At 39.5% G+C, this 24,734-nt stretch carries 21 protein-coding genes and 2 tRNA genes; 19 read left to right on the top strand and 4 right to left on the bottom strand.

What is annotated here, in order from left to right; translation table 11 throughout:
- From QUF86_RS04530 to rocF, 3 genes are all read left to right on the top strand, one after another.
- Positions 1 to 72 (top strand) — tRNA-Gly (locus QUF86_RS04530).
- A gap of 21 nt (positions 73 to 93) precedes the next feature.
- Positions 94 to 169, top strand: a tRNA-Ala gene (locus tag QUF86_RS04525).
- Between the two features lie 220 nt (positions 170 to 389).
- Positions 390 to 1,292 carry an arginase gene (gene rocF, locus QUF86_RS04520; RefSeq protein WP_289318668.1) on the top strand — a complete coding sequence of 301 codons (903 nt, stop codon included), beginning with the start codon at positions 390 to 392 and terminating at the stop codon, positions 1,290 to 1,292.
- A 138-nt stretch (positions 1,293 to 1,430) separates the two neighbouring features.
- On the opposite strand, the gene QUF86_RS04515 is transcribed toward rocF, so the two are convergent.
- Positions 1,431 to 1,616 carry an aspartyl-phosphate phosphatase Spo0E family protein gene (locus QUF86_RS04515; RefSeq protein ID WP_289318669.1) on the bottom strand — a complete coding sequence of 62 codons (186 nt, stop codon included), beginning with the start codon at positions 1,614 to 1,616 and terminating at the stop codon, positions 1,431 to 1,433.
- Between the two features lie 172 nt (positions 1,617 to 1,788).
- Between QUF86_RS04515 and sigW the strand changes: the two genes are divergently transcribed.
- The 10 genes from sigW to QUF86_RS04465 all read left to right on the top strand — a co-directional run bounded on the left by sigW (position 1,789) and on the right by QUF86_RS04465 (position 11,958).
- Positions 1,789 to 2,352, top strand: a complete 564-nt coding sequence (sigW, locus tag QUF86_RS04510; RefSeq protein WP_289318670.1) for an RNA polymerase sigma factor SigW — start codon at positions 1,789 to 1,791, stop codon at positions 2,350 to 2,352.
- 16 nt (positions 2,353 to 2,368) lie between these two features.
- Positions 2,369 to 2,992 (top strand): anti-sigma factor family protein, encoded by a 624-nt coding sequence (locus QUF86_RS04505; RefSeq protein ID WP_289318671.1) that lies wholly within the window; start codon positions 2,369 to 2,371, stop codon positions 2,990 to 2,992.
- A 217-nt stretch (positions 2,993 to 3,209) separates the two neighbouring features.
- Complete coding sequence (gene cdaA, locus QUF86_RS04500; protein WP_034304935.1) at positions 3,210 to 4,034, top strand: diadenylate cyclase CdaA; 825 nt, start codon at positions 3,210 to 3,212, stop codon at positions 4,032 to 4,034.
- Positions 4,027 to 5,385 carry a CdaR family protein gene (locus QUF86_RS04495; RefSeq protein ID WP_289333725.1) on the top strand — a complete coding sequence of 453 codons (1,359 nt, stop codon included), beginning with the start codon at positions 4,027 to 4,029 and terminating at the stop codon, positions 5,383 to 5,385. The genes cdaA and QUF86_RS04495 overlap by 8 nt, the downstream gene beginning before the upstream one ends.
- A 53-nt stretch (positions 5,386 to 5,438) precedes the next feature.
- A complete protein-coding gene (gene glmM, locus QUF86_RS04490) occupies positions 5,439 to 6,788 on the top strand; it encodes a phosphoglucosamine mutase (protein WP_289318673.1) in 1,350 nt (449 codons plus the stop codon).
- A 464-nt stretch (positions 6,789 to 7,252) separates the two neighbouring features.
- Positions 7,253 to 9,055 carry a glutamine--fructose-6-phosphate transaminase (isomerizing) gene (gene glmS, locus QUF86_RS04485; protein ID WP_289318674.1) on the top strand — a complete coding sequence of 601 codons (1,803 nt, stop codon included), beginning with the start codon at positions 7,253 to 7,255 and terminating at the stop codon, positions 9,053 to 9,055.
- A gap of 268 nt (positions 9,056 to 9,323) precedes the next feature.
- On the top strand, positions 9,324 to 9,473 hold the full coding sequence (locus tag QUF86_RS04480; RefSeq protein WP_289333724.1) for a hypothetical protein: 150 nt from the start codon (positions 9,324 to 9,326) through the stop codon (positions 9,471 to 9,473).
- A 51-nt stretch (positions 9,474 to 9,524) separates the two neighbouring features.
- Positions 9,525 to 9,896, top strand: a complete 372-nt coding sequence (locus QUF86_RS04475; RefSeq protein WP_289333723.1) for an iron chaperone — start codon at positions 9,525 to 9,527, stop codon at positions 9,894 to 9,896.
- A gap of 561 nt (positions 9,897 to 10,457) precedes the next feature.
- The gene (locus QUF86_RS04470) at positions 10,458 to 11,015 is read left to right on the top strand and encodes a hypothetical protein (RefSeq protein WP_289333722.1); all 558 of its coding nucleotides are present in this window, start codon (positions 10,458 to 10,460) and stop codon (positions 11,013 to 11,015) included.
- A gap of 82 nt (positions 11,016 to 11,097) precedes the next feature.
- Complete coding sequence (locus QUF86_RS04465; protein WP_289333721.1) at positions 11,098 to 11,958, top strand: CPBP family intramembrane glutamic endopeptidase; 861 nt, start codon at positions 11,098 to 11,100, stop codon at positions 11,956 to 11,958.
- Positions 11,959 to 12,674: 716 nt separating this feature from the next.
- Here the strand turns inward: QUF86_RS04465 and QUF86_RS04460 are convergent.
- From QUF86_RS04460 to QUF86_RS04450, 3 genes are read right to left on the bottom strand one after another with little or no spacing between them, the layout of a single operon-like run.
- Entirely contained in the window at positions 12,675 to 13,709 is a 1,035-nt protein-coding gene (locus QUF86_RS04460) for a sensor histidine kinase (protein ID WP_289333720.1), read from the bottom strand.
- The gene (locus QUF86_RS04455) at positions 13,706 to 14,380 is read right to left on the bottom strand and encodes a response regulator transcription factor (RefSeq protein WP_289333719.1); all 675 of its coding nucleotides are present in this window, start codon (positions 14,378 to 14,380) and stop codon (positions 13,706 to 13,708) included. The genes QUF86_RS04460 and QUF86_RS04455 overlap by 4 nt, the downstream gene beginning before the upstream one ends.
- 23 nt (positions 14,381 to 14,403) lie before the next feature.
- On the bottom strand, positions 14,404 to 16,149 hold the full coding sequence (locus QUF86_RS04450; RefSeq protein WP_289333718.1) for an ABC transporter ATP-binding protein: 1,746 nt from the start codon (positions 16,147 to 16,149) through the stop codon (positions 14,404 to 14,406).
- A gap of 471 nt (positions 16,150 to 16,620) precedes the next feature.
- On the opposite strand from QUF86_RS04450, the gene QUF86_RS04445 reads away from it, so the two are divergent.
- From QUF86_RS04445 to hflX, 6 genes are all read left to right on the top strand, one after another.
- Positions 16,621 to 17,790, top strand: a complete 1,170-nt coding sequence (locus QUF86_RS04445) for an ATP-grasp domain-containing protein (RefSeq protein WP_289333717.1) — start codon at positions 16,621 to 16,623, stop codon at positions 17,788 to 17,790.
- A 13-nt stretch (positions 17,791 to 17,803) separates the two neighbouring features.
- On the top strand, positions 17,804 to 19,498 hold the full coding sequence (locus QUF86_RS04440; RefSeq protein WP_289333716.1) for a methyl-accepting chemotaxis protein: 1,695 nt from the start codon (positions 17,804 to 17,806) through the stop codon (positions 19,496 to 19,498).
- Between the two features lie 323 nt (positions 19,499 to 19,821).
- Positions 19,822 to 20,022 carry a cold-shock protein gene (locus QUF86_RS04435; RefSeq protein ID WP_034304915.1) on the top strand — a complete coding sequence of 67 codons (201 nt, stop codon included), beginning with the start codon at positions 19,822 to 19,824 and terminating at the stop codon, positions 20,020 to 20,022.
- A gap of 535 nt (positions 20,023 to 20,557) precedes the next feature.
- Positions 20,558 to 20,929 (top strand): ArsR/SmtB family transcription factor, encoded by a 372-nt coding sequence (locus QUF86_RS04430; protein ID WP_289318686.1) that lies wholly within the window; start codon positions 20,558 to 20,560, stop codon positions 20,927 to 20,929.
- Positions 20,922 to 23,045, top strand: coding sequence for a heavy metal translocating P-type ATPase (locus QUF86_RS04425; RefSeq protein ID WP_289333715.1), 2,124 nt, complete (start codon positions 20,922 to 20,924; stop codon positions 23,043 to 23,045). The genes QUF86_RS04430 and QUF86_RS04425 overlap by 8 nt, the downstream gene beginning before the upstream one ends.
- A gap of 403 nt (positions 23,046 to 23,448) precedes the next feature.
- On the top strand, positions 23,449 to 24,714 hold the full coding sequence (gene hflX / locus QUF86_RS04420; RefSeq protein ID WP_289333714.1) for a GTPase HflX: 1,266 nt from the start codon (positions 23,449 to 23,451) through the stop codon (positions 24,712 to 24,714).
- The last annotated feature ends 20 nt before the right edge of the window (positions 24,715 to 24,734 follow it).

Raw genomic sequence — 24,734 nt, 5'->3', positions numbered from 1 at the left:
GCGGAAGTAGTTCAGTGGTAGAATACAACCTTGCCAAGGTTGGGGTCGCGGGTTCGAATCCCGTCTTCCGCTTAATATATTTTAAATTCCTTAGGGGCCTTAGCTCAGCTGGGAGAGCGCCTGCCTTGCACGCAGGAGGTCAGCGGTTCGATCCCGCTAGGCTCCACCATCAACTACATACACCAAAACTTACGTCTTAAGCCAAAATGGTTTAAGACTTTTTTTTGTATAAAAGCATTTTTGGGTTAACCTATGTCTAGAAAGGTTTTTTTTCATAGGTCTTATAAAAAAAGCGTATTAGGTATGAAAAGGTTGCATCATTATACATGGAAATGTCGAGTTGAACCACTTGGCATATACGATATAAAATGGGTGAAAGGGGGAATTATATGTCTATTCAGAAAATTTCCGTCATTGGATTGCCTATGGACCTTGGTCAAGCAAGGCGGGGCGTGGATATGGGACCTAGTGCCATTCGCTGCGCAGATATTTTCGAGCGTCTTGAACAGTTAAATATAGAAGTAGAGGATTTAGGAGATATAATTGTAGGACGGCCTGAAAATGCAAATAAGCCTGGGACCAACCTGAAAAACTTATCGCTTGTTGCAAAGGGTAACGCCCTGTTAGCTGCAAGGGTTGATGAAATAATAGAAGGTGGTTCCTTCCCGCTTGTATTGGGAGGAGACCATTCAATAGCTATAGGAACACTGGCGGGAGTCGCAAAGCACTATGAAAATGTAGGTGTGATTTGGTATGACGCACATGGGGATTTAAATACGGAAGAAACCTCGCCATCGGGGAATATACATGGAATGCCCTTAGCTGTCAGTATTGGAATTGGACATCCGGACCTAATCAATATCCATGGTTCCGGTCCAAAAGTGAAACCGGAAAACATCGTAATAATTGGGGCAAGGTCTTTGGATGAAGGGGAAAAAGAACTTATCCGTGATAAAGGGATTAAAGTATTTACGATGCATGAGATCGATCGCATGGGAATGACAAAGGTCATGGAAGAATGCATAGATTATTTAAGGGAAAGAACGGATGGTGTCCATCTTTCATTGGATTTGGATGGAGTTGACCCAGCAGATGCTCCCGGAGTGGGGACACCGGTGATTGGTGGCATAAGTTACCGGGAAAGTCATTTGGCCATGGAAATGCTCGCTGAAGCCAACTTGATTACATCAGCTGAATTCGTTGAAGTGAACCCCATATTAGATGAGCGGAATAAAACGGCAATCGTTGCGGTGGCTCTAATGGGTTCGCTATTTGGAGAAAAGTTATTATAACTGAAAAAATAAAAGAAACAGTAACCGGCTTGTAATGGGTTACTGTTTTTTATATGCTAGAAGACGTAGGTTTATTTTCCAGGGTGTATGTAACATGAACATATCTATAAATAGATGGTTGCAATCCCATATCCATATTCACTTAAGAGCACGTCGGTGTGTGAGATCTCCATTTTTAGTTAAATGGAGGTATTCGTTGATTAAAGTATCCAGTTTGCTGCTAACTTCAATAACTTCATTATCAACCATCGAAGAACGGGAAGCCAAAATCATCATCTTCTGTCTGTATTGTTCAATATGGTCTAAAATTTGTTCAGCAGTCATATAGAGATTCACTCCCTCGAATTTTACAATTTCTTACTATATAGCCCTGTTCTTTTTTTCTTAAACATTAAATGTAAAACTTTGTTAAAATTAATGTATTAAATTTTTGAAACCTTTTAGCTTACGATTCGTAGTAATCGTATAGCCGCATGAGCGGGGGTAATACCGGAAAATGGATGCACTCATTAAAGAGAGAATTAATCAAGTATTAAAGGGAGACCATAATGCATTTGGGGAAATTGTCGAAATTTACAAGGACAAAGTTTTCCAGATATGTTTCAGGATGCTCGGAAACAGGCAAGAAGCAGAGGATTTGGCACAAGAGGCCTTTGTAAGGGCCTTCGTGAATATTCGTAGTTTCAATATACAAATGAAATTTTCTACATGGTTATATCGGATTGCGACCAATCTTTGTATTGACCGCCTTCGCAAGAAAAAGCCGGATTACTATCTAGATGCAGAGGTGGCAGGGACAGAGGGATTGAATATGTATTCCCAAATAGCATCAGATATGGCGAAACCCGAGGAAGAAGTTGAATCTTTAGAACTACAGGAAACCATTCAAGTGGAAATAATGAAATTGCCCGAGAAATACCGATCGGTTATCGTATTGAAGTATATTGAAGAGTTATCTTTAAAGGAAATCAGTGAAATATTAGATTTGCCAGTCGGTACGGTTAAGACGAGAATACATCGTGGTCGGGAAGCCTTGCGTAAACAACTACGCCATTTATAAAAAGAAGGTGAGAAAAATGAACTGCCATGAGGAAATCATTGAATATATGCATGATTATTTAGATGAGGACATCAAACCGGAGCATAAAGAAGTTTTACGGGAGCACTTGCACAACTGTGCTGAATGCCGGAATTACTTTCATGAAATGAAAAAGGCGGTCGCTCTTGTACAAAGCACTTCCCATATTAAGGCACCGGATGACTTTACAGCAAAGGTTATGGCTCAATTGCCAAAGGAAACGAAAACAACGGGCGCCAAACGTTGGTTCAAAAGCCATCCCTTCATGACAGCGGCAGCGATGTTCATCATATTGATGACAGGATCTGTTTTTTCCACTTATAATCAGGACGAACATTTTTCAGTATCAAAGCAGCCTAACTTAGTGGTCGCAGGTGAAACGGTGATTGTGCCTGCGGGTGAGACAATCAAGGGTGATGTGGTAGTTCAAAATGGCAACATTCAAATAGATGGTGAAGTAGAGGGAGATGTGACAGTCATAAATGGGCATAAATATATGTCTAAGGCAGGGAATGTGACTGGGAGCATCCATGTTATTGACCAAGCTTTTGAGTGGATGTGGTATAAAGTAAAGGATACTGCAACCTCGTTGGTTCCTGCTAAAGAGGAAAAAAATGAATAAGGAATAGAGCTGGGAGGAGAGCATCGTTTTCATATACGGTGACTTCGCTCAGCTTTATTTTTTTAAGGGAAGGGAACCATTTTGCATGGTTCGTTCTTGCCATGTAAATTTCCCACACTAGTTTTTAGATGTATCATTTAAAAAATGGTATACTATTAAGGTTATCGTATAAAGATTGTAATTGGTATTTGGAGTAATACTGACTGGAGGAAACAACATGTCTTTAACCAATTTGACTGTTTGGGACTATGTAGTAAATTTCATTGATATTCTCCTTGTATGGTTTGTGATATATAAATTGTTAACTATTATTCGAGGCACGAAGGCTATTCAGCTGCTAAAAGGAATTTTTGTAATTGTCATTGTAAAAAGCTTAAGCAACCTGTTTGGTTTCAATACACTCGGATGGTTAATGGCACAAGTCATGAATTGGGGAGTATTGGCGATTCTCGTCATTTTTCAACCTGAACTGAGAAGGGCACTTGAACAATTAGGACGCGGGAAGCTCTTTGCAAGGGGCACCGTTCCAGAAGAGAATCAGCAAGAGCGTTTAGTCGAAGAAATCCTAAAGGCGTCCACTTATATGGCAAAAAGGCGGATTGGGGCCTTGATTACGATAGAGAAGGGTACGGAGCTGGGGGATTATGTTGAAACGGGAATACCCCTAAAATCCTATATTTCTTCAGAACTGCTCATTAATATTTTCATCCCTAATACGCCGCTCCATGATGGCGCAGTTATTTTACAAAATAACCAGGTGGCGGCTGCAGCTTGCTACTTGCCATTATCAGAGAGTCCATTCATATCAAAGGAGCTTGGCACACGGCATAGGGCAGCCATAGGCATGAGTGAAGTTACGGATAGTCTTACGATTGTCGTTTCAGAAGAAACGGGAGGGATATCCGTCACTAAAAACGGGGAACTTTACCGGGATTTGAATCAAGAATCATTTAGGGCCATGCTTACAAGTGAACTGGTAGTGGAAAACATCAAATCAACTTCCTCAAGCATCTTTAACTGGAGGGGGAAAAAGAATGGATAAATTCACCAATAGCGCTTGGTTTATGAGAATCGTAGCTTTTGCCTTGGCAGCACTTTTGTTCATTTCCATTAACTTTGAGATGGAGTCGGATAAAAAATCCCTTGGTTTATCGACGGCCCCTGAAATCAGTACGGAGACCATCGAAAATGTACCGGTTGAAGTGTACTATGACCGTGAGAATCTAGTGGTCAGCGGAGTGCCGGAAACGGTTGATGTTACTCTAAAGGGAGCAAAAAGCCTATTGATAAATGCGAAAAACCAAAGGGACTTTAAAGTGTATGTAGACCTTTCTGATCCTGCAATCTCAATGGGGGACAGAACCGTCACATTTAAAATAAGTGAGTTGAATGAAAAGTTAGTGGCGACGATCGATCCGGAATATGCGGAAGTCAACGTTCAGGAACGGGTGACGAAGGAATTCTCCGTTGAAGCCGAGTATAATAGCTCTTTACTTGAAGAGGGATATACTGCCGGTCAACCAACAGTTAGCCCGAAAACTGTCAAAATTACGGGTGCTAAAGATGCGATTGAACAAATTTCCTATGTAAAGGCAAACCTTGAAATAAGTAAGGGACTTAACGAAACGGTGAACGGCAAGGCAACCGTTAAAGCCCTGGACAGGGACTTGAATAAGTTGGACGTGACGATCGAGCCAGCTTCAGTTGCCGTTTCCTTAAAAGTGAGCATTCCTTCCAAAACGGTGTCGATAACACCAAAGCAAACTGGGAAGGCAAAGGATGGCATCAGGATCAAGAGTATAAGTGTCGATCCAAAAGAGGTCACCTTATTTGGGTCAGAAACGAGCCTTGGGGATATAAGTGAAATAAATCTTCCTGTAAATATCTCGAAAATTGATGGTGATACAGAATTGGAACTCGATCTTACTAAACCGGAAAATGTACAAAAAATGTCCTTGGGTAAGGCAAAGGTCAAGATTCGTACAGAGAAAGTGGATGTAGATGAAGATGAAGTGACTGCAGAGCCAGTTGAAGAAGAGGAAGAACCAGAAACTGAACCAAAACAAGAAGAAAAAGAGCAAGTAGTCGAAGAAGATGAACCGGCTGCCATTGAGTCTAAAACATTCAGCAATATAAAAATAGTTCCTGTGGGCATACAGGATGACAAAGATGCCGAATTGGAATCCGATGTAACAAGCATCACCTTGCTTGGTGAGGCGGATGACTTGAAGAAAATAACTAAAGACGACATTAATCTTACAGTAGATGTGAGTAATTTAGATGAAGGTACGCATGATGTAGAACTGGTGGTAAACGTGCCTGAGGGAGTGGACTGGGAGCTGGATTCTGAAACGGTTTCGGTCACCATTACTCCAAAAGCCGAAGAGACATAACCTTCCTTTAACATCATTTAATTCAGTAACGATTCGAAGAAGGAGCGATAAAGATGGGTAAATATTTTGGAACAGACGGAGTAAGGGGTATAGCGAATAGCGAATTAACACCGGAGTTGGCATTTAAACTGGGCCGATTTGGTGGCTACGTTCTTACTAGAAATACAGAAAAACCCAAAGTGCTCATAGGGCGCGATACACGAATTTCAGGTGAAATGCTGGAAGGTGCACTTGTTGCCGGTCTATTATCCATTGGGGCTGAAGTGATGCGCCTGGGTGTAATTTCGACACCGGGAGTTGCCTATTTAACAAAGGCCTTAAGTGCCGAAGCAGGTGTCATGATTTCCGCTTCGCATAATCCGGTAGAGGATAATGGCATTAAATTCTTTGGACCGGATGGTTTTAAGCTATCCGATGATCAAGAAGAGGAAATTGAAACATTGTTAGATTTGGAAAAGGATGAACTTCCACGCCCGGTTGGCGGAGATTTAGGCCATTTGAACGATTATTTCGAAGGTGGGCAAAAGTATCTCCAGTACTTGAAACAATCAGTGGATGAAGACTTTACAGGCATTCATGTTGCGCTCGATTGTGCACATGGGGCGACATCAGCCTTGGCCATGCATTTGTTTGCGGATCTTGATGCAGACATCTCTACAATGGGGGCATCGCCCAATGGCTTGAACATCAATGACAAGGTAGGTTCCACCCACCCTGAAGCACTTGCTGAATTCTTAAAAGAAAAAGGTGCGGATGTTGGACTTGCTTTCGATGGTGACGGAGACCGCGTCATTGCCATAGATGAAAAAGGAAATATAGTGGACGGCGACCAAATCATGTATATATGTGCGAAATACTTGAAAGAAAATAATCGTTTGAAACAGGGAACAGTGGTTTCTACGATCATGAGCAACCTTGGTTTTTATAAAGGTCTTGAAGAGCACGGTATACAAAGCGCCCAAACGGCAGTGGGGGATCGCTATGTGGTGGAAGAGATGCGAAAAGGCGGCTATAACCTTGGCGGCGAACAATCCGGACATATCATCTTCCTGGACTATAACACCACAGGAGATGGCTTATTGACGGGCTTACAGCTTGTGAACATCATGAGTGACACCCAAAAAACCTTATCAGAGCTCGCTGGCGAGATGAAGAAATATCCACAGACACTCATCAACGTCAGAGTTACCGATAAGCATGCTGTAACTGATAATGAAAAGGTACAGGAAGTCATTAAGGCAGTCGAAGGGGAAATGAACGGAAACGGTCGCATTTTGGTGAGACCATCCGGTACGGAACCGCTAGTCCGTGTTATGGCTGAAGCACCGACTGCTGAAGAATGCACTAATTATGTAGATCGCATCGTCTCGGTGGTAAGAGCGGAAATGGGAATAAACGAATAACCAATCCAATGCATAAAAGGAACGAAATTTCCTTTTATGCATATTTTTATAAAGAAGTTCTTTTTCGTAGGTCTTGGTAATAAAGAATTGACCCATGTCCCTTGTTTAAGGTATGATTATCCTGATTTACAACTCATTTTCTCTAAAATGGTTGTTTTTAAAAAGGAGGGTAGGCAAGGAGAAACAGATTTACAAAAGCGCCTGAACTAAGTCTGGTCGAGAAAGGCTTAGTTGACGAGGAGGAGGTTTATCGAATGATCGGCGGATACCTCCCGGCTGAAGTGCACAGCCGCAGTAATTCCAATCTTAAAACAGTAGGGCAACTTACTGCACAAAGGATCGGAAATGCACAATGGGAAAAAGTGCTTTAGGGCATTTCCTTTATAAAAATATATTAGAGATGAGGGGGCAGGGATGCCCCCGTGCATTCCTGTTCCCTCGAATCGGTTGGAGGAACAGAAATTATGTGTGGAATTGTTGGATATATTGGACTTAATGATGCAAAGGAAATTTTATTAAAGGGTCTTGAAAAACTTGAATACCGCGGATATGACTCTTCAGGGATTGCTGTGAAAAATGATGCAGGCGTGACAATCTTTAAGGAAAAGGGACGAATCGCGGACTTACGCGGAGCCGTGGATGATAACACTATTGCATATACTGGAATAGGACATACACGCTGGGCCACCCATGGTGTGCCAAGCCGTGAGAATGCTCATCCTCACCAAAGTAATTCAGGTCGCTTGACTTTAGTTCATAATGGGGTCATTGAAAACTATGCGATTCTAAAACGTGAATATTTGAAGGATGTTGCCTTTAAAAGCGAAACGGATACGGAAGTCATCGTTCAACTCATTGAGAAGTTCGTAAACGATGGTATGGAAGTGGAAGAGGCGTTCCGTCAAACACTCACTCTATTAGAAGGCTCATATGCCATTGCCCTTTTGGATGCTGAAAATGATGAAACCATTTTTGTCGCAAAAAATAAAAGCCCGCTGCTGATCGGTGTGGGAAATGATTTTAACGTTATCGCTTCAGATGCAATGGCCATGTTGCAAGTCACAGATCAATTCCTTGAACTGATGGATAAAGAAATGGTTATCGTGACAAGTGAAAAGGTAACGATCAAGAACCTTTCCAACGAAGAAGTTATGCGAGCTCCATATACTGCTGAACTGGATGCAAGTGATATTGAAAAAGGTACGTATCCTCACTATATGCTTAAAGAAGTCGACGAGCAGCCAGCTGTCATTCGTAAAATCATTCAAGCATACCAAAATGAAGAAGGTAAACTGGCAATCGATTATAGCATTACTGAAGCGGTAAGTGAGGCTGACCGAATTTATATCATCGCTTGCGGAACCAGCTATCATGCAGGATTGATTGGTAAGCAGTTCATCGAAAAAATGACTGAAATTCCGGTTGAGGTCCATGTGGCATCGGAATTCACTTACAATATGCCGTTATTATCGAAAAAACCGTTATTCATCTTCATTTCACAAAGTGGTGAAACTGCAGATAGCCGTGCCGTATTAGTGTCCATCAAAGCGCTTGGTCATAAAGCCCTGACCATCACCAACGTACCGGGCTCTACATTGTCACGTGAAGCGGATTATACGCTCTTGCTGCATGCTGGACCTGAAATAGCCGTGGCCTCTACAAAGGCTTACACAGCTCAAGTGGCAGTCCTGTCCATATTAGCAAATGTAACTGGCCAATTCCGTAAAATGGAGTATGATTTCGACCTTGTAAAAGAGCTTGGAATCGTTGCGACAGCAATGGAAGCCCTCTGTGATTCGAAAGAAGAGATGGAAGCCATTGCCCGTGAATATTTGTCCGTTACAAGAAACTGCTTCTTCATTGGCCGTTCCCTTGACTACTATGTTGTTCTTGAAGGTGCCCTTAAGCTGAAGGAGATATCATACATCCAGGCAGAAGGCTTTGCTGGAGGAGAGCTTAAACACGGAACGATCGCCTTGATTGAAGAAGGTACACCTGTCATAGCCCTTGCCACTCAAGCAGGCGTCAACCTAAGCATCCGTGGAAATGTCAAAGAAGTGGTTGCCCGCGGCGCCAACCCTTGCATCATTTCCATGAAGGGTCTGGAAGAAGAGGATGACCGTTTCGTCATCCCGGAAGTGAATGAACTATTAACACCCCTTATCTCTGTTATCCCGCTGCAGCTCATTGCTTACTACGCTGCCTTGCACCGCGAATGTGACGTGGATAAACCACGTAACCTTGCGAAAAGTGTAACGGTTGAGTAAGTTGGAATGAATGCAATGTATGTTTTGTAGATTTGAAAGAACAATGCGACGTTTATAAAAAAATTGCGAAGCTTCACCCCTTTGGTTATGATTAGCCAAAGGGGTGTTTTTTTATGTCTAAAAGAACGGGAACCTCTAAAGTTGACAAGTGGATTAAAGAAGGCCGGGGAATAGGCATCGGGGTGCAGTGTAAAATAAAGTCGTTTAATGCAATCTATCAAATCCATCGGTAGGTAATCACGGCATCTTTAAGAGAAAAATTAAAGATTTGGATAAGGCGCTGGCTTACAAACGATTGATTTCCTATGGTGGATTGTTGAAAGAAAGAAAAGACGATGTGGAAGATGGCGATTTAATTCATATTGATGATGATACGGATGAGGTTGCGAATGGTTCAATTGATGAAATAGCGTATTAGCATGAATAATTAAATCTTCAAAAATAATTCTTAATTTTAGGAGAGAATGACATGGAAGTTTTTGCAGAATTTTTAGCGAATGTTGATAACCCGCAACATCGGGACCGAACGGAAGAAGTTTTGGCTTGGGTATCTAAGAAATTTCCAAATTTAATGCCGAAAATTGCGTGGAATCAGCCTATGTTTACCGATCATGACACATATATTATTGGCTTTAGCGTAGCCAAACATCATTTGGCTGTTGCCCCTGAAAAGGCAGGGATTGATCATTTTTCTGATGAAATCGTGCAGGCTGGCTATGATCACACCAAGCAGTTGGTACGTATCAAGTGGGATAGTCCGGTTGATTACTCATTACTTGAGAGAATGATCGAGTTTAATATTTTGGATAAGGCGGACTGTTCAACCTTTTGGCGGAAATGAAAAAATTGGATTATTAAGGGTTCAATTAATCTTAAATCAAACATTTTTATAAAAAACAAATTCATTCCAAAATGATACCCACACATTTTGAACAATCTTAATTCAAAATGCAGTACTATGTCTGTGAGGAGCGGCAGCAGCGATTACTGTTAGCGCTGCAGGCACTGCTGCTTATTCATAAATAGTTTAAAGTTCAAAAAAAACACAAGGAGTTCCAAATTTGGAACTCCTTGTGTTTTTGGTTTTTGATAAAATGAAGATATAAAAGTATTAAAACTAAACTACTTTAAGATATTAAAGGGGGCGAAATACAAAACTAACAAAAAAATGTGGTAGAAAAACATTTACATTATATAGGAACAGTTGAAAGAATACTCAAGAGTAACTGTTCGAAATTATTAAAGGATTTTGCTCTAGTAAAAAAAGATAGGACGTGAGATTAATTAATTAAAAATTATTTAAAAAATTAATGTTTGTGCCAAAACAATTACTAAATTAGTACACTTCTGCACAAAAATTCACAGTGGGTATTTAAGGGAAAATATTTGATGAGGTGAAGAAATGAAGAAGGTACTATATCTTTTTATATTAATAATTCCTGTATTTTTGTTTGGATTTAATCCAACATCAACCTTTGCAAGTTCTCCAACCAAAGAAGTTGATTTAAAAGAGGAAAGGCAATCAGGTGAGTTTCCTACAGAATATACAACTCTATCAGGCACTGATGTACTTTTAGGTCAAGAAATACCTATACTTGTAGATGAAAAAACAGGAGAAATGACTAATGATAGAATTGGTATATCTCCAGTGTGTGCTACTTGTAATCGATATACTTGGAAAACAGCCACAGATAAACGACAATCAAGTGTCTTTCACAAAAAAGTGACTGATACTACAACATGGAGTCTTAACCTTACCTTTAAGGTGGAAATAGCTGGTATAATAGTTATGTCTGGTGGTGGAGAGAAGGTATATTCGGCATCGAAAAAATGGAACCAATACAAAGAAACATGGAAAGTGACTGGAACTCTAAAAACATATAACCCAACTGGTAATTTGATAAAATCAGAACAAAGAAATGCAACCTTCATTAAATATAAAAAAGTAGCAATAAAATAAGTTAATAAAAGTGCAAATGAAACCCTTATTCTAAAAAGGGTTTTTTTAGAATTTGAAATTAATGTATAACAAAGGGGTAAGAATGGATACTAATATTAAGCAAACTCATCGCTTTATATTATATATAACAATACTAATTATGATTATTTTTCCTTTTGCACAACTTATATTACAAGAACTTTCTTTGCAAATAAACAAACAATTATTTTTCTTTTTAAGTAAACTGGTTATTATCTATGTGCTTTTTCTTTTCTTAAAAAAGAAAAAAATAACTTTATCTAGCATTCAGCTTAAAAAGGTACATATAAAATATATTCTTCTTGGTATTTTAATGGGTATTATAGTTCACATGATAACTATGTTTTTTGGTAGGACCCAATATTATCTACTAACTGGCGAATGGCTTACTGCTGAAAAAATTGTTGGTACACTTATGGAGAGTAGTAAAGGCATAAGTTTTTACAGCATTATTATGATTGGCTTTTCAGTGGCGATTAGTGAAGAAATTCTTTTTAGGGGTATATTATTAAAAGAATATCAGAGAATGAACATAAAGTCGGCCATAATTTTAAGTGCTCTTATTTTTAGCATTTATCATATGACGGTGGGAAACTTGGTTTTTGCATTTGTAATGGGTATCTCTTTTGCACTATTAACCATCTATACTGGAAGTATTGTTCCGGCTATCTTTTTTCACTTTGTAGTGAATGAAATAATGAGGATCATCATGCATTTCCCGGAAAAGGTTACTGAAACTTATTTTAAGGTAATGGTATCTCCAATTACTACCATAACTGGTTTAATGCTTTTTCTATCTATATTAACTTTCTTATTTATAAAAGTAAGAAAAAATAATCATTTTCAAAGTGAAGAAGCTAAATTCTTTGATAGATATATTATTTTGTTGTTTTTGATGTATGTTATTTTCCTAACAATAAAATAAATTTTAATCAAAGATAATACAGGTATTAAATGAACGCTAATATTTAACGACATCATTTAAGAGGATTTCTTTGAGGTCGATGTCCATATTTAAGTAATATATTTTGAAATGATCGTCATTTTTCTCGTGGAAAGAATGAAAAACCCGGAAAATTCAGATAGTATAAACAGGAGATAATTAAATTAAATAGTAAATCTAATTAAAATTAAAGGAGGGCTCCATTAATTTTAACTTGATTAAATGATTCCACCACCAACAATTCTTGCCGGCATGTTAATCGTTTGATATCGAACCCGATTTGATCCCATCGATACGCCCCAACGCTTATAATATAAGTGTTATTAATCTGATTAAATTATCGGATTCCTATTTCAATCCTACAAAGATAGTTTCCGTAAATTTTTCCACAATCGCCTTTTCTGTAGCCATTCTCTTTTAATATATGTATTAAAATGGGATTCGGACACACGCTGCTACCATGCTTTAAAAGGACTAATCAATTGTCATGTATGGATTTAAATAATGGTTCCACTACATTTTGTATGACTAGATGGGGGCGTGATACCAACTTTAAAATTTGCTTTATAACAAACCAGAATTTACGCAGAAGAGTTAATCGTACAAGATAATCAACAACGAAGGGGTCGTGTCGTTAATAATAAAAGCAGCATTAATGATTAACCTATACATGAAGGGTTTTACAATCACAAAACCCTTCATGATATAGGAAGCAGTATGGTGAAGGTCGTTCCCTTTTCGAGCTCACTTTTCACGGATATGGTCCCTTCATGCATCTCAATAATTCTTTTCACGATGGATAGACCTAAACCGCTCCCGCTTTTTGAGCGTTCCCTTGCCAGGTCGGCTTTATAGAATCGCTCGAATATATGGAACTGGTCCGTTTCGGAAATGCCAATTCCATTGTCGGATATCGTTATCGATGCTTGATCATCAATCTGTTGTAACCGAATCGTGATTCTGCCATGATGCTGGGTGAACTTGATGGCATTGTGAATTAAGTTGGTCCATACTTGACTCATTAAATCTTCGTCTGCGAAAATCGAAACCTTTTCTAAGGATATATCCAATTCGAGTTCTTTTTCCAACCACGTCGGTTCACAAGCCAAAATAATGTTTCGTATTTGCTGATCCAGCCGGAAATCTGTCCTTTCAAAAGGATGATGCTCGGATTCAAGGGATGTAAGCTTTAGAAGGTTATCACTTAATTTAGATAATCTCCTGCTCTCAGTCTCAATTATATGAAGATAATGATTTCGTTCTTGGATTGTCAGTTTATTATTTTGAAGAGCTTGGGCAAATCCTACAATGGAGGTTAGGGGCGACTGTATTTCGTGTGAGACGTTAGAGATGAATTCCTGCCGCATCTCTTCCATTTGCTTCAATTGCTTGGCCATGTGATTGAAGTGGTTAATGATATCGGTCATTTCGTTTTTCTTATCCATTTTAAAATCCAATTGTACATTATAATCGCCATTTGCTATTTTCCTTAAGGCATCTATGATCTCGAGGTAAATATTTACCCGTTTTTTGTGATGGATGGCCTGGATAAGAAAACCAATGAATATCATGATTGCGATGCTTGTCATGATTGTGGCCAGATACCGAACATAATCGGTTAATCTTAAGGGCAATAGCTCGATGATATAGTAACCGGCCGAAAAGCAAATTGAAATAAACGTAAGAAAAAACAGTATGCCAAGCATTTGTTTGTAAAATCGATTGTCTCTCATCTAGTTATCTCCAAACGGTAGCCTAATCCCCAAATCGTTTTAATCCGGAAGGGGAATTCCAATTCTGGAAACCGTTCTCTCACTCTTTTAATATGGACATCGACAGTTCGTTCATCACCTTCATAATCATAGCCCCAAATGTCTTCAATAAGATCTTCCCTGGAAAAAGTTTTTCCAGGATAACTTGCTAATTTAAACAACAATTCAAATTCCTTTAATGGAATCGTATATTCCTGTTCTTTGAATGACATTTCATGTGTGTTGCGATTCATCTTCAATTCGCCGATATATAATGTTTGTGAAATAGTGATTTTATACCGTTTTAATAATGCCCTTATTCTAAGAACCAATTCGATCGGTTCAAATGGCTTTACAAGATAATCATCTGCCCCAAGCCCAAATCCTTTTACTTTCTGTGTTGTATCCCCTTTTGCAGTCAGCATTAAAATGGGGATATCACTAAATTCCCGTAACTCTTTGCATAATTGCCATCCATCCATGTTAGGCATCATAATATCGATGACTGCCAAATCGATTTTCACTTTCTCCATTACTTTCAATGCTTCCAGTCCATCTGAGGCTTCATATAGATCAAATCCTTCTTTTCTTAACAAGAGTTGTATAAGTTCACGAATATGTGCATCATCATCGACAATTAGTATTTTTGTCATCCTTCTTCTTTCCTTTCGGTGATTTAGGCCAGTTCAAGTTTGTTTAACTGTTGTTCAGCGAATTCGCGATATAATGAGTGCGTTTTATATAGCTCCTTATGTGTTCCGCTGCCCGTTATTTTCCCTTTTTCCAGAAAGATGATTTGATCTGAACCAACAACGGTCGATAGGCGGTGAGCAATAACTATTGTTGTTCTGCCTTTCATTAATTCATTTAACGCCTGTTGAACAACTTTTTCTGATTTGCTGTCCAGGCTGGAGGTAGCTTCATCAAGCATCAGTATTTTTGGGTTTCTTAAAAATGCTCGGGCGATTGCAATTCTTTGTCTTTGACCGCCGGATAATTTCATGCCCCTTTCGCCAACCTCTGTATCATATCCGTTAGGAAGCTCAGAAATAAATTGATCTGCATACGCCATTTTAGCTACTTGATTTAATTCCTCATCTGTTATATCCCGATCGATTCCATAACAGATATTATCTCGAATTGTGCCAGATACAATCGGACTTTCTTGTGAAACATACCCAATCTGGCTTCTCCATGAAAGCAGTGTGAAATCATTTATGGATTTCCCGCCTATGGAAATGGAGCCTTGCTGTGGTTTGTAGAAACGCTCGAATAATGAGAAAAGGGTCGTTTTGCCGCTGCCACTTGGTCCGACAATTGCTGTGACCTTACCGGATTCAACGTTAAAGCTTATATCTTTAAGTACCTGTTCTCCATTATTGTAACTATAGTTCAGGTGATCCACGGTGATTGATTGACTTATATTCTGAACTGGCTGCTTCGCATCTTCCTCCTCCACTGAATCCAAAATAGAAATGATGCGCTCTGTAGCACCCGTTGCTTTTTGAAATTGTGTAAAGAAATTGGCTAATTGAGCCATTGGCATGATAATTTGGAAAAGATACATGATGAATGCAACTAGGGCTCCAGCTGTCAGGGCTCCTGAAGAAACGCGCATTCCCCCATAACCTAAAATCAGCACGAGTAATGCCATCATGACAAAACTCATTAGCGGTGCAATCAACGCTTGGATTTTTGCCTCTTTTAATCCGAAGTGAAATAATTTGTTGATTCCTTTTTTTCCGTTTTCATATTCTAGAGTTTCAGCATTTGAGGCTTTAACAAGACGTATTTCCGTTAGCACCTGCTGAAGGACTGAGGTGAAGCTTGCTGTCTCGTCCTGCATCCCTTTTGAAATTTTATGCATTTTTTTCCCTAGTGGCATTAATATCAAAACAGAGAGTGGAATTGCAGTGAACATCAATAATGTCATTTTCCAATCCAGTACGAATAAAACGATCATGGAACCTACGATGGAGATGATTCCAGTAACGAAATTAGAGAGGTGTTCAGAGATCAATCCTTTCACTACAGTTGTATCATTTGTCATTCGGCTGACCGTTTCACCTGACGGATGTTCATCAAAATAACTCACGGGCAATACGAGTATTTTTTTCCATAGTTGATCGCGGATACCCGCCACTACAGATTGACCGATCCGATTTAATAAATAGATGGAAAATCCACTGGCCAATGCTTGAACAATGATGGCAAGAACGAGAAGGGTGATCCGTTCAGTGCTTAGTGAGCTGATCGAAAAATCATTAATTAAATTTTTTGTGAATAAAGGGACTAATAAACCCACACCCGTTGTACCTAGGCTTAATGCCAATGCAATCCCTATCATTAGTTTAGAAGGCTTCGTTTGTTGAACTAATCGAATGAACTGGCGCCATCCTTTTTGTTTTTTTTCTTCTGGCATATTTAAATACATCCTTTCTTGATCTTTACATGAGGAAGTATACAAAGAAGTTATGAATTGAATATGAACTTCTGGGTATTAAAGGAAAATTCCACGAAATTACTGTTGGATTTTTACTGAATGATAAAGTTGAAAAAATAGCGGTCACTTAAAATAGTGTCGGCTTTTTTTAATTAAGATACAAGAAAAATAAAGAATCGGACTGAAATATTCAGGTGAATATGGATGTTAGGTATATGAAGTTCTTGGTTAATGAAAAGGCATAAGTATACGGAGCTCAGAGCAAAAAATCTGGGCTTTTTCTATGTCCTCAAATGATTTTTAAGTTGGAGTCGATAGGTAAAAAGGTATATTGAAATTTTATTTTTCATTGTGAAGTTAATAATAAATTACCTATATAAGCTAAATACTTACCGCTTTTAACCGATTAAATATGGAGATACAAAAAACAGAATAAGTTAGGTGGAAAAAATGATTATTTTGAATGAGTCCATTGTGTCGCCAATTCTTCTAAAGGTGTTGGAGGAACAGCAAATTCCAGTGCTGGAACAAGGGCAATGGGGAGAAACATTAACATCAGAAAAGCTAAACATTCAAAAAGATACCGAATTTTTCAAGTCCATGGAAATGGGCCAAAGAATTCTTACAAACTCTGAAAATGGCATTACATTGTTAGGTCATTTCCGACCAAATAGCAATGAGTACATATGGTCAAAGTTATTGAAGGATAAGAGTCAGGTGCGGAATTTAACGAAATCTTTATATCCTGATTTCTATTTCCAAGATATTGATTTATCCATGATAAGTGATCTGGATAAAAATCAAATACCGTTTCCGGTAGTTATCAAACCCAATATTGGCTATTCAAGTGTAGGGGTGCATAAAGTCAAGAATGAACAGGACTGGGATATAGCCGTGAACCAGCTTAAAGCGGATTTACTTCATTCGGATGGATTATATGATTCAGAAGTGGTCGGTTCCCAGACCGTTTTAATAGAGGAGTGGATTCAGGGTGAAGAGTATGCCTTTGATGGTTATTACAATCAAGATGGCGAACCGGTCATTTTGAATGTCTTCAAACGATTATTCAAGGACGATTACGATACTTCCGATCGAATTTATTATACTTCGAAGTTGGCCATTAATGAAATCTATAATGATGCACTAAAGTTCATGAAGAATATCCAAACGGTCCTTCCTCTTAGGAATTACCCAGTACACTTCGAAATTCGCAAAAAAGGAAACCGGGTGATACCTATCGAAATCAATCCTCTGCGTTTTGCTGGAGCGGGTACAACGGATCTAGGGTACCATGCGTATGGGATGAATATGTATGAACATTATTTTTCAGGAACGAAACCCGATTGGAATCGGATATTGGAAGAGATGGACGATAATATATATAGCTTTTTCTTTGCAGAGGCACCACTGGAAATAAATCTGGAAGATGTTGCACGTATTGATCATGATGCACTTTGTCGTGAATTTGAACATGTTTTGGAATATAGGCAGCTTCCTTTTCAAAATGACCGGAGCATGGCAATCATATTTTATAGAAGTGAGGATTTGAACGAAAATCTCCAGTTGCTTCATTTGGATTTAATACCATATTTGACTATAAAACATCTGGCTTTTATCTAAGGGGGGCATGGGAATGAGATTTTCAAAGCTGAATCCTAAAAAATCTTTACTGGCAAAACTATTCTTGTTTTATATCATTCCATTCATACTTTTCGCAGGGGCGATGGGCCTTTGCTTTTCCTATATTACTAATAAAATGATCAATGAGCATGTCCTTCCGCAATTCGATGAGCGTCTTTCTGAAAATGCCCACAGTTTAGCAGCAAGCCTCAACCCTACTTTGATAAAGAATGCTTCGGAACGGGGAGAAGTGATTGTGAGGCAGCTAGATGCTTTTGTTGAAAATAAAAAGGGAATTGAGTACGTTTATGTTTTGAAGCGGGTGAATGATGCCGACGTGATTGTAGCCTTGAACGGCAGCATGGATTTCATGGTGGAATCCCCTTTCACGCCGGAACAGGCAATATCGATAAATGGAAAAGAAGACGTATTGAGTGAAATATATAAAGATAAGTGGGGCACACACAAGTCGTACTTTACGCCAATCGAAGGAACCGACGCCATTGTGGGAATCGATATGGATGCAAAATTCATTGATGAATTGAAGAGCACAATGTTATTCTATAATATCTTATTTCTTGCAAGTACCATTATATTAGGTGTGCTATGCGCCGTTGTCATCGGGAAAAAGATCTCGGGACCCGTTAATGAACTTGTAGGTTACACGAATGAAATGGCAGAAGGGAACTTAAGTAAATCGATACCCATTGGTAGACAGGATGAGATTGGCGATCTGTCAAATGGATTCGAAGATATGAGATTAAGTTTATCCCATATAATTCAGAATGTCCGTGAACACGCTCAAACGATGAATCAAACGACAGTGTCCATTCACCAATCCTTTGAGGAGATGGTGGAATCCTATGGGCAGATAGTGACTGGGACAACGGAAGAAGCAAAAGCCTCAGAAGAACGTGCCCATCATATTGACCGAATTTCCAATATGATCAGTGACTTAACGGATACAATCCGTTTAATGAGCGAACAAACGAATGAAATGAATGAATTTACTATGCATACGAATACACTTGCTGAACAAGGAAGTAAACAAGTGCAGGATGTAACGAGCCAGATGGATAAAATCATGGAAAACGGCCAATCGAATAAAGTGAATTTGGTGAGCCTGGAAGCTGATGTAGTGAAGATAAACGAAGTGATTGGTTTAATAAGGGGCATTGCTTCTCAAACCAACCTGCTATCATTGAATGCTTCCATTGAAGCGGCACGGGCGGGGGATGCCGGCAGAGGTTTTGCTGTAGTCGCTCAAGAGGTGCAAAAATTGGCTGTGCAAACAGATGAATCCATCGATATCATTTCGGAGTCGATTACGCGGATCAATGAACAAACAGCCAAAGTCATCCAAAATAATGATGAAAGTTTTCAGGATATAATAAATGGTGTTTCCTTAGTGGAAAACAATGGAGAGATTTTCAATAAGATATTCGAATCCGTAGAGAAATTGTTGAAAGGCACAGAACAATTAGCAAACCATTCGAAAAAAATCAGTGAATCTTCGGATGAAAGCCTAGCATCCATTCAGGAAATTGCAGCGATTTCAGAAGAAGGAGTCGCAACAACGGAGCAAATATCGGCAGCGGCAATTCAACAAAGTACCATAATGACTGGATTGAAGGAGCAAAACGAAGAGTTAGCAAATGAATCGGCCATATTAGAAGGGATGGTAGAAAAGTTCATTACGGAAAAATGATATATTTGATGTGAAAAAAAACCTCTTGTTAACGTTGTTTACAAGAGTTTTTTTTTTGTGGAAATGGCATGTGGGTCATTTGCTGTAATAGCTAGAGTCACATTAGACCAAGATTATTTCTATGTGAATTTATAGAGTATTAAAAATTGCTTGAAAAAAGTTTATCCAAACCATTTGCAATCGCTGCCATTTAATGTTATGCTTAGTCTTAATTATTTTTGTTCGGTACTAAGGATACTAAAAGTACTACTTTTCGTTTTCGATGATGACTTAGAGCAAGGATAGTAATACAATGTGCTTAAATGCACTAGGAGGCAACAACAATGGAACAAGGTAAAGTAAAATGGTTTAACGCAGAAAAAGGTTTTGGATTCATCGAACGCGAAAACGGAGACGACGTATTCGTACATTTCTCAGCTATCCAAAGCGAAGGTTTCAAATCTTTAGACGAAGGCCAAGAAGTTACTTTTGAAGTAGAACAAGGTCAACGTGGACCTCAAGCTTCTAACGTTCAAAAAGCATAATTTCAAAAACAAAAAAAGACAGATCCTAGTAATGGGATTTGTCTTTTTTTGTTTTGAAAAAAACATTACAAAAAACCCTGCTCAACGAAAAGCAGGGTAAACGGTACAAGTAAAGTAAAACGCTTAAAAAGGTTTGACTAAGTATATCATAGTTTTTCTAGAAAATACTAAATTAAATATATAATACTTATCAAGGTACTGTTAGGGAATTACTGAAATCATTGGATTGAAGGGGCATGAAGGAATTTCTGTCCCTTCTTTTTTTTGTCCCCGGAAGATAAAAGTTTCGTTACGAAGATTCGGGAAGGTTGGATGGGTTCCTGGAAAGAGGACAGCCTGCCCTTAAAGGGCGGATCAAAATCGTGGGAAGTGAAACAAAAATCGATGGCCCTCATATAAAGGCATATAGGGCACTTTCGTTACGGTATCGGAAAAGGAGAAGGAAGAATAGTAAACATTCAAATATGGATTTGAATATTCAGGAAATTGTGTTATATTATAATCAAACGAAGATTTGAATGAGAGGTGTGAGAAGATGGCGGAACTGAAAGATATATGTGATGTCCACCTGCATGATGAAGTGAAGGTTAATCGCATTCAAGAAGAAATGAGCCAGGTGAATATATCCAGCATGTCGAAGCTGTTTAAAGTGATAGGCGACGAAAATAGGGCAAAGATAGCTTATGCGCTCTGTACGGACGAGGAATTATGTGTGTGCGATCTGGCCAATATCATTGGTGCTTCGATGGCGACAACGTCACATCATCTTCGTACCCTTTATAAACATGCAATCGTAAAATACCGAAAAGAAGGAAAGTTAGCTTTTTATTCTTTGGACGATCACCATATTAAACAATTGATTCTCATTGCATTAGAACATCAGCAGGAGGTAAGGGTCGATGGCTGAGTCCCCATTAAAAACATATCGTATTCAAGGTCTATCTTGCACGAACTGTGCGGCTAAATTTGAGAACAATGTCCGTGATCTGGAGGGTGTGGAGGATGCCAAAATCAACTTTGGGGCTTCAAAGATTTCGGTACAGGGTAGCGCGACCATTGAAGAGATTGAAAAGGCGGGTGCTTTTGATAACCTGAGAATCCGTGGTGAACAGGAACAGGTGACGCAAAAGGAACCATTTTGGAAGCAAAAAGAAAATATTAAAGTGGTGTTCTCGGTTATCCTTTTGCTAATCAGCTGGATATTGGATAATCGATATGCTGATGGAGGCATCATGCCGGTAATCGGTTATGCGGCTGCAATCATAGTTGGCGGATATTCATTATTTGTCAATGGGTTGAAAAACCTCGTCAGACTTCGCTTTGATATGCACACTCTCATGACGGTTGCCATCATCGGAGCAGCTGTGCTGGGTGAATGGGGTGAGGGGGCAACTGTTGTCATTCTATTTGCAATAAGTGAAGCACTGGAAAAGTATTCGATGGATAAAGCCCGGAATTCTATAGAATCATTAATGAATATCGCACCTAAAGAAGCCTTGATCCGTAGAGGACATCACGAAATGATGGTTGCTGTTGATGAGATTGAAGTGGGCGACATCATGATCGTTAAACCCGGTCAAAAACTTGCTATGGATGGCAGGATCATGAAAGGGGCGTCGACACTTAATCAAGCAGCCATTACAGGGGAGTCCGAGCCGGTTTTTAAAACGGTTGAGGGTGAAGTATTTGCCGGAACCTTAAATGGTGAAGGATTGCTCGAAGTGAAGGTCACGAAGCGAGTCGAGGATACGACTATTGCAAAAATCATCCACCTTGTTGAAGAAGCACAGGCTGAAAAGGCCCCTTCCCAAGCATTCGTGGATAGATTCGCAAAATTCTATACTCCGGCCATTATGCTTATAGCCTTGGCCATTGCCGTGGTACCCCCGATTGTGATGAACGGGGATTGGAGTGAATGGATTTACCGGGGATTGGCTGTACTGGTTGTCGGTTGTCCATGTGCATTGGTCATTTCTACCCCCATCGCCATTGTGACAGCTATCGGAAATGCCGCGAAACATGGTGTGTTGATTAAAGGTGGGGTCCATTTGGAGGAAACAGGAGCCTTAAGGGCGATTGCATTCGATAAAACGGGTACTTTAACAAAGGGCGTACCGGAAGTGACTGATTTCAAAGTGTTATCCGATGTGTTGAATGAACAGGAGGTGCTAGCGATCGCTGCTGCTTTAGAAAGCAGATCACAGCACCCCCTTGCCACGGCCATTCTTCAAAAGGCGGCAAATCATGATGTGGATTATCATTCTGTAGTGGTAGAGGATTTTACTGCGATCACGGGTAAAGGTATAAAAGGGAAAATCAATCAAGAAATCTATTACATTGGTAAACCCCATCTCTTTGAGGAAGTGGCAGGCCTAGTATTCTCTGATGATGTCCTTAATATAATCAGCGGCTATCAAAATGCAGGGAAAACGGTGATGGTGCTTGGCGATCAAATGAAGCTCCTGGCACTCATTGCTGTGGCAGATGAAATAAGGGAAAGCAGTAAGGAAGCAATTCGGAAACTGCATGCATTGGGCATTGAAAAAACGATAATGCTGACCGGGGATAATATCGGAACGGCAAAAGCTATTGGAGCGGCAGCAGGCGTTCACGAGATCGAGGCGGAGCTATTGCCACAAGATAAACTGACCATCATCAAACAATGGAAACAAAAATATGTTCGAGTGGCCATGATAGGCGATGGGGTCAATGATGCTCCGGCCTTGGCAGCTTCCACGGTTGGAATTGCAATGGGCGGGGCGGGTACTGATACGGCCCTTGAAACAGCCGATATTGCCTTGATGGGTGATGACTTATCGAAGCTGCCGTATACAATCAGCTTAAGTCGCAAAACATTAAAAATCATTAAGCAGAACATCACGTTTTCATTGGTGATAAAAATCCTGGCGTTATTATTGATAGCACCGGGCTGGTTAACACTTTGGATGGCAATTTTTGCCGACATGGGTGCGACGTTATTAGTTACATTGAACAGTCTTAGATTACTGAGAATAAAAGAATAGAATGATATGGGCTTCCTGGTGCTTATTAAGGTGCTGGGAAGCCTTTTTTTATGCACTTTCCAATTGTTTCATGTGAAACTTTGAAAAAATGCATCCATTTTTCCTTTGAAAACGTAAATAGATTAGAGCACTGAAAATGTTAAGGGTGTCCCAAGGGAAAAATCATGATAGTCAATCTATAGTAAAAATATCAATAGGATATAAAATGACAGGTCCTAATCAGTCCTGTTATTTTATTGTTGAATTTTCTTTTAAGTAAAAGGAATTCTAATAAGAACATTTTGCTTGGGCAAGATCGTTATCCAAGAGATGGTCAGTATGCTACAATGTGGCTGACTTAAAAGCATGGTAGGTTTGTTTAAGTATAATATAGGGAGTAAGGTATGTACGGAAAGGATTTGAAATGATGGAATTACAGCAGAGGGCAATCTTGGTTGGAGTCAATCTCAACGGTCAAAAGGATTTTGAGTATTCAATGGAGGAATTGGCCAATTTAACGGAAGCGTGTGAGGTAGAGGTTGCAGGGACCATCACACAAAATTTGCATCGGGTTAACTCATCACATTTTATCGGTACCGGGAAGATTGAGGAAGTAAAAAATCTCGTTGAGTATAAAGAAGCTAATGTCGTCATTTTTAATGATCAGCTCTCCCCTTCGCAACTTCGGAATCTGGAGAGGGACATGGATTGCAAGGTGATCGATCGGACAATCTTGATTCTGGACATCTTCGCGCATCGGGCGAAAACGAAGGAAGCGCAGCTTCAGGTGGAAGTGGCGAAGCTTCAGTATATGCTCCCGCGTCTCGTTGGTTTAAGGGAGTCATTAGGGCGTCAAAGTGGTGGAGTCGGTACAAACAAAGGGGCAGGTGAAAAGCAGTTAGAGCTTGACCGCAGGAGAATCGAGGAAAATATAAGTGTTTTGAATAAAGAACTGGAAGACCTTGTTGCACACCGGCAAACGCAGAGGAAACAGCGAAAAAAGAATGCCATCCCTGTCGTATCCTTAGTCGGTTATACCAATGCAGGGAAATCTTCGATCATGAATGCTCTGATTGGGATGTACCATCCAACAGCCGAGAAGCAGGTTTTGGAAAAGGATATGCTTTTCGCTACACTTGAGACATCCGTACGAAACATACCGCTGCCGGATAACAAGGAATTCTTATTGACGGATACGGTGGGCTTTGTGTCTAAATTGCCCCATCATCTTGTGAAAGCATTCCGATCCACATTAGAAGAAGTGGTGGAAGCGGATTTGTTGATCCATGTTGTCGATTTTTCCAATCCTAATCATGAACAGCAAATAGAGATAACTGATAAGACGTTAAATGAGATAGGCATTAAAGGGATTCCAACGATTTTTGCCTATAATAAAGCGGACCTTACCGATTTGGAAATCCCTCAGGTGAATCGTGGCTCTGTATATATGTCAGCGAAAAACAAAGTTGGCATCGAGGAATTGATCAATCAAATTCGCAAGCATATTTTTGTCGACTATACTCACTGTGAAATGCTGATTCCATTTGATCAAGGACAGCTGGTTTCCTATTTCAATGAAAATGGTCATATTACGGAAACTGAATATGAGGCAAACGGATATCGAATTAAGCTTGAGTGCAGGAAAACAGATTATGAGAAATATAATCGGTACGTTATTCATCAAGAATGAGATTGGTTGTTGATAAGTTG

It is taken from the genome of Peribacillus sp. NJ11 (assembly GCF_030348405.1).
Lineage (GTDB): Bacteria > Bacillota > Bacilli > Bacillales > DSM-1321 > Peribacillus.
The sequence above is the reverse complement of the archived record's forward strand: the minus strand, read 5'-3'. Positions and strand labels throughout refer to the sequence as shown.

Coding starts and splice junctions, on each gene's coding strand:
- QUF86_RS04445 (WP_289333717.1), top strand. CDS start 16,621: ATGATTATTTTGAATGAGTCCATTGTGTCGCCAATTCTTCTAAAGGTG.
- QUF86_RS04505 (WP_289318671.1), top strand. CDS start 2,369: ATGAACTGCCATGAGGAAATCATTGAATATATGCATGATTATTTAGAT.
- QUF86_RS04495 (WP_289333725.1), top strand. CDS start 4,027: ATGGATAAATTCACCAATAGCGCTTGGTTTATGAGAATCGTAGCTTTT.
- QUF86_RS04465 (WP_289333721.1), top strand. CDS start 11,098: ATGGATACTAATATTAAGCAAACTCATCGCTTTATATTATATATAACA.
- QUF86_RS04425 (WP_289333715.1), top strand. CDS start 20,922: ATGGCTGAGTCCCCATTAAAAACATATCGTATTCAAGGTCTATCTTGC.
- hflX (WP_289333714.1), top strand. CDS start 23,449: ATGATGGAATTACAGCAGAGGGCAATCTTGGTTGGAGTCAATCTCAAC.
- glmS (WP_289318674.1), top strand. CDS start 7,253: ATGTGTGGAATTGTTGGATATATTGGACTTAATGATGCAAAGGAAATT.
- sigW (WP_289318670.1), top strand. CDS start 1,789: ATGGATGCACTCATTAAAGAGAGAATTAATCAAGTATTAAAGGGAGAC.
- QUF86_RS04460 (WP_289333720.1), bottom strand. CDS start 13,709: ATGAGAGACAATCGATTTTACAAACAAATGCTTGGCATACTGTTTTTT.
- rocF (WP_289318668.1), top strand. CDS start 390: ATGTCTATTCAGAAAATTTCCGTCATTGGATTGCCTATGGACCTTGGT.
- glmM (WP_289318673.1), top strand. CDS start 5,439: ATGGGTAAATATTTTGGAACAGACGGAGTAAGGGGTATAGCGAATAGC.
- QUF86_RS04440 (WP_289333716.1), top strand. CDS start 17,804: ATGAGATTTTCAAAGCTGAATCCTAAAAAATCTTTACTGGCAAAACTA.
- cdaA (WP_034304935.1), top strand. CDS start 3,210: ATGTCTTTAACCAATTTGACTGTTTGGGACTATGTAGTAAATTTCATT.
- QUF86_RS04430 (WP_289318686.1), top strand. CDS start 20,558: ATGGCGGAACTGAAAGATATATGTGATGTCCACCTGCATGATGAAGTG.
- QUF86_RS04470 (WP_289333722.1), top strand. CDS start 10,458: ATGAAGAAGGTACTATATCTTTTTATATTAATAATTCCTGTATTTTTG.
- QUF86_RS04435 (WP_034304915.1), top strand. CDS start 19,822: ATGGAACAAGGTAAAGTAAAATGGTTTAACGCAGAAAAAGGTTTTGGA.
- QUF86_RS04455 (WP_289333719.1), bottom strand. CDS start 14,380: ATGACAAAAATACTAATTGTCGATGATGATGCACATATTCGTGAACTT.
- QUF86_RS04450 (WP_289333718.1), bottom strand. CDS start 16,149: ATGCCAGAAGAAAAAAAACAAAAAGGATGGCGCCAGTTCATTCGATTA.
- QUF86_RS04475 (WP_289333723.1), top strand. CDS start 9,525: ATGGAAGTTTTTGCAGAATTTTTAGCGAATGTTGATAACCCGCAACAT.
- QUF86_RS04515 (WP_289318669.1), bottom strand. CDS start 1,616: ATGACTGCTGAACAAATTTTAGACCATATTGAACAATACAGACAGAAG.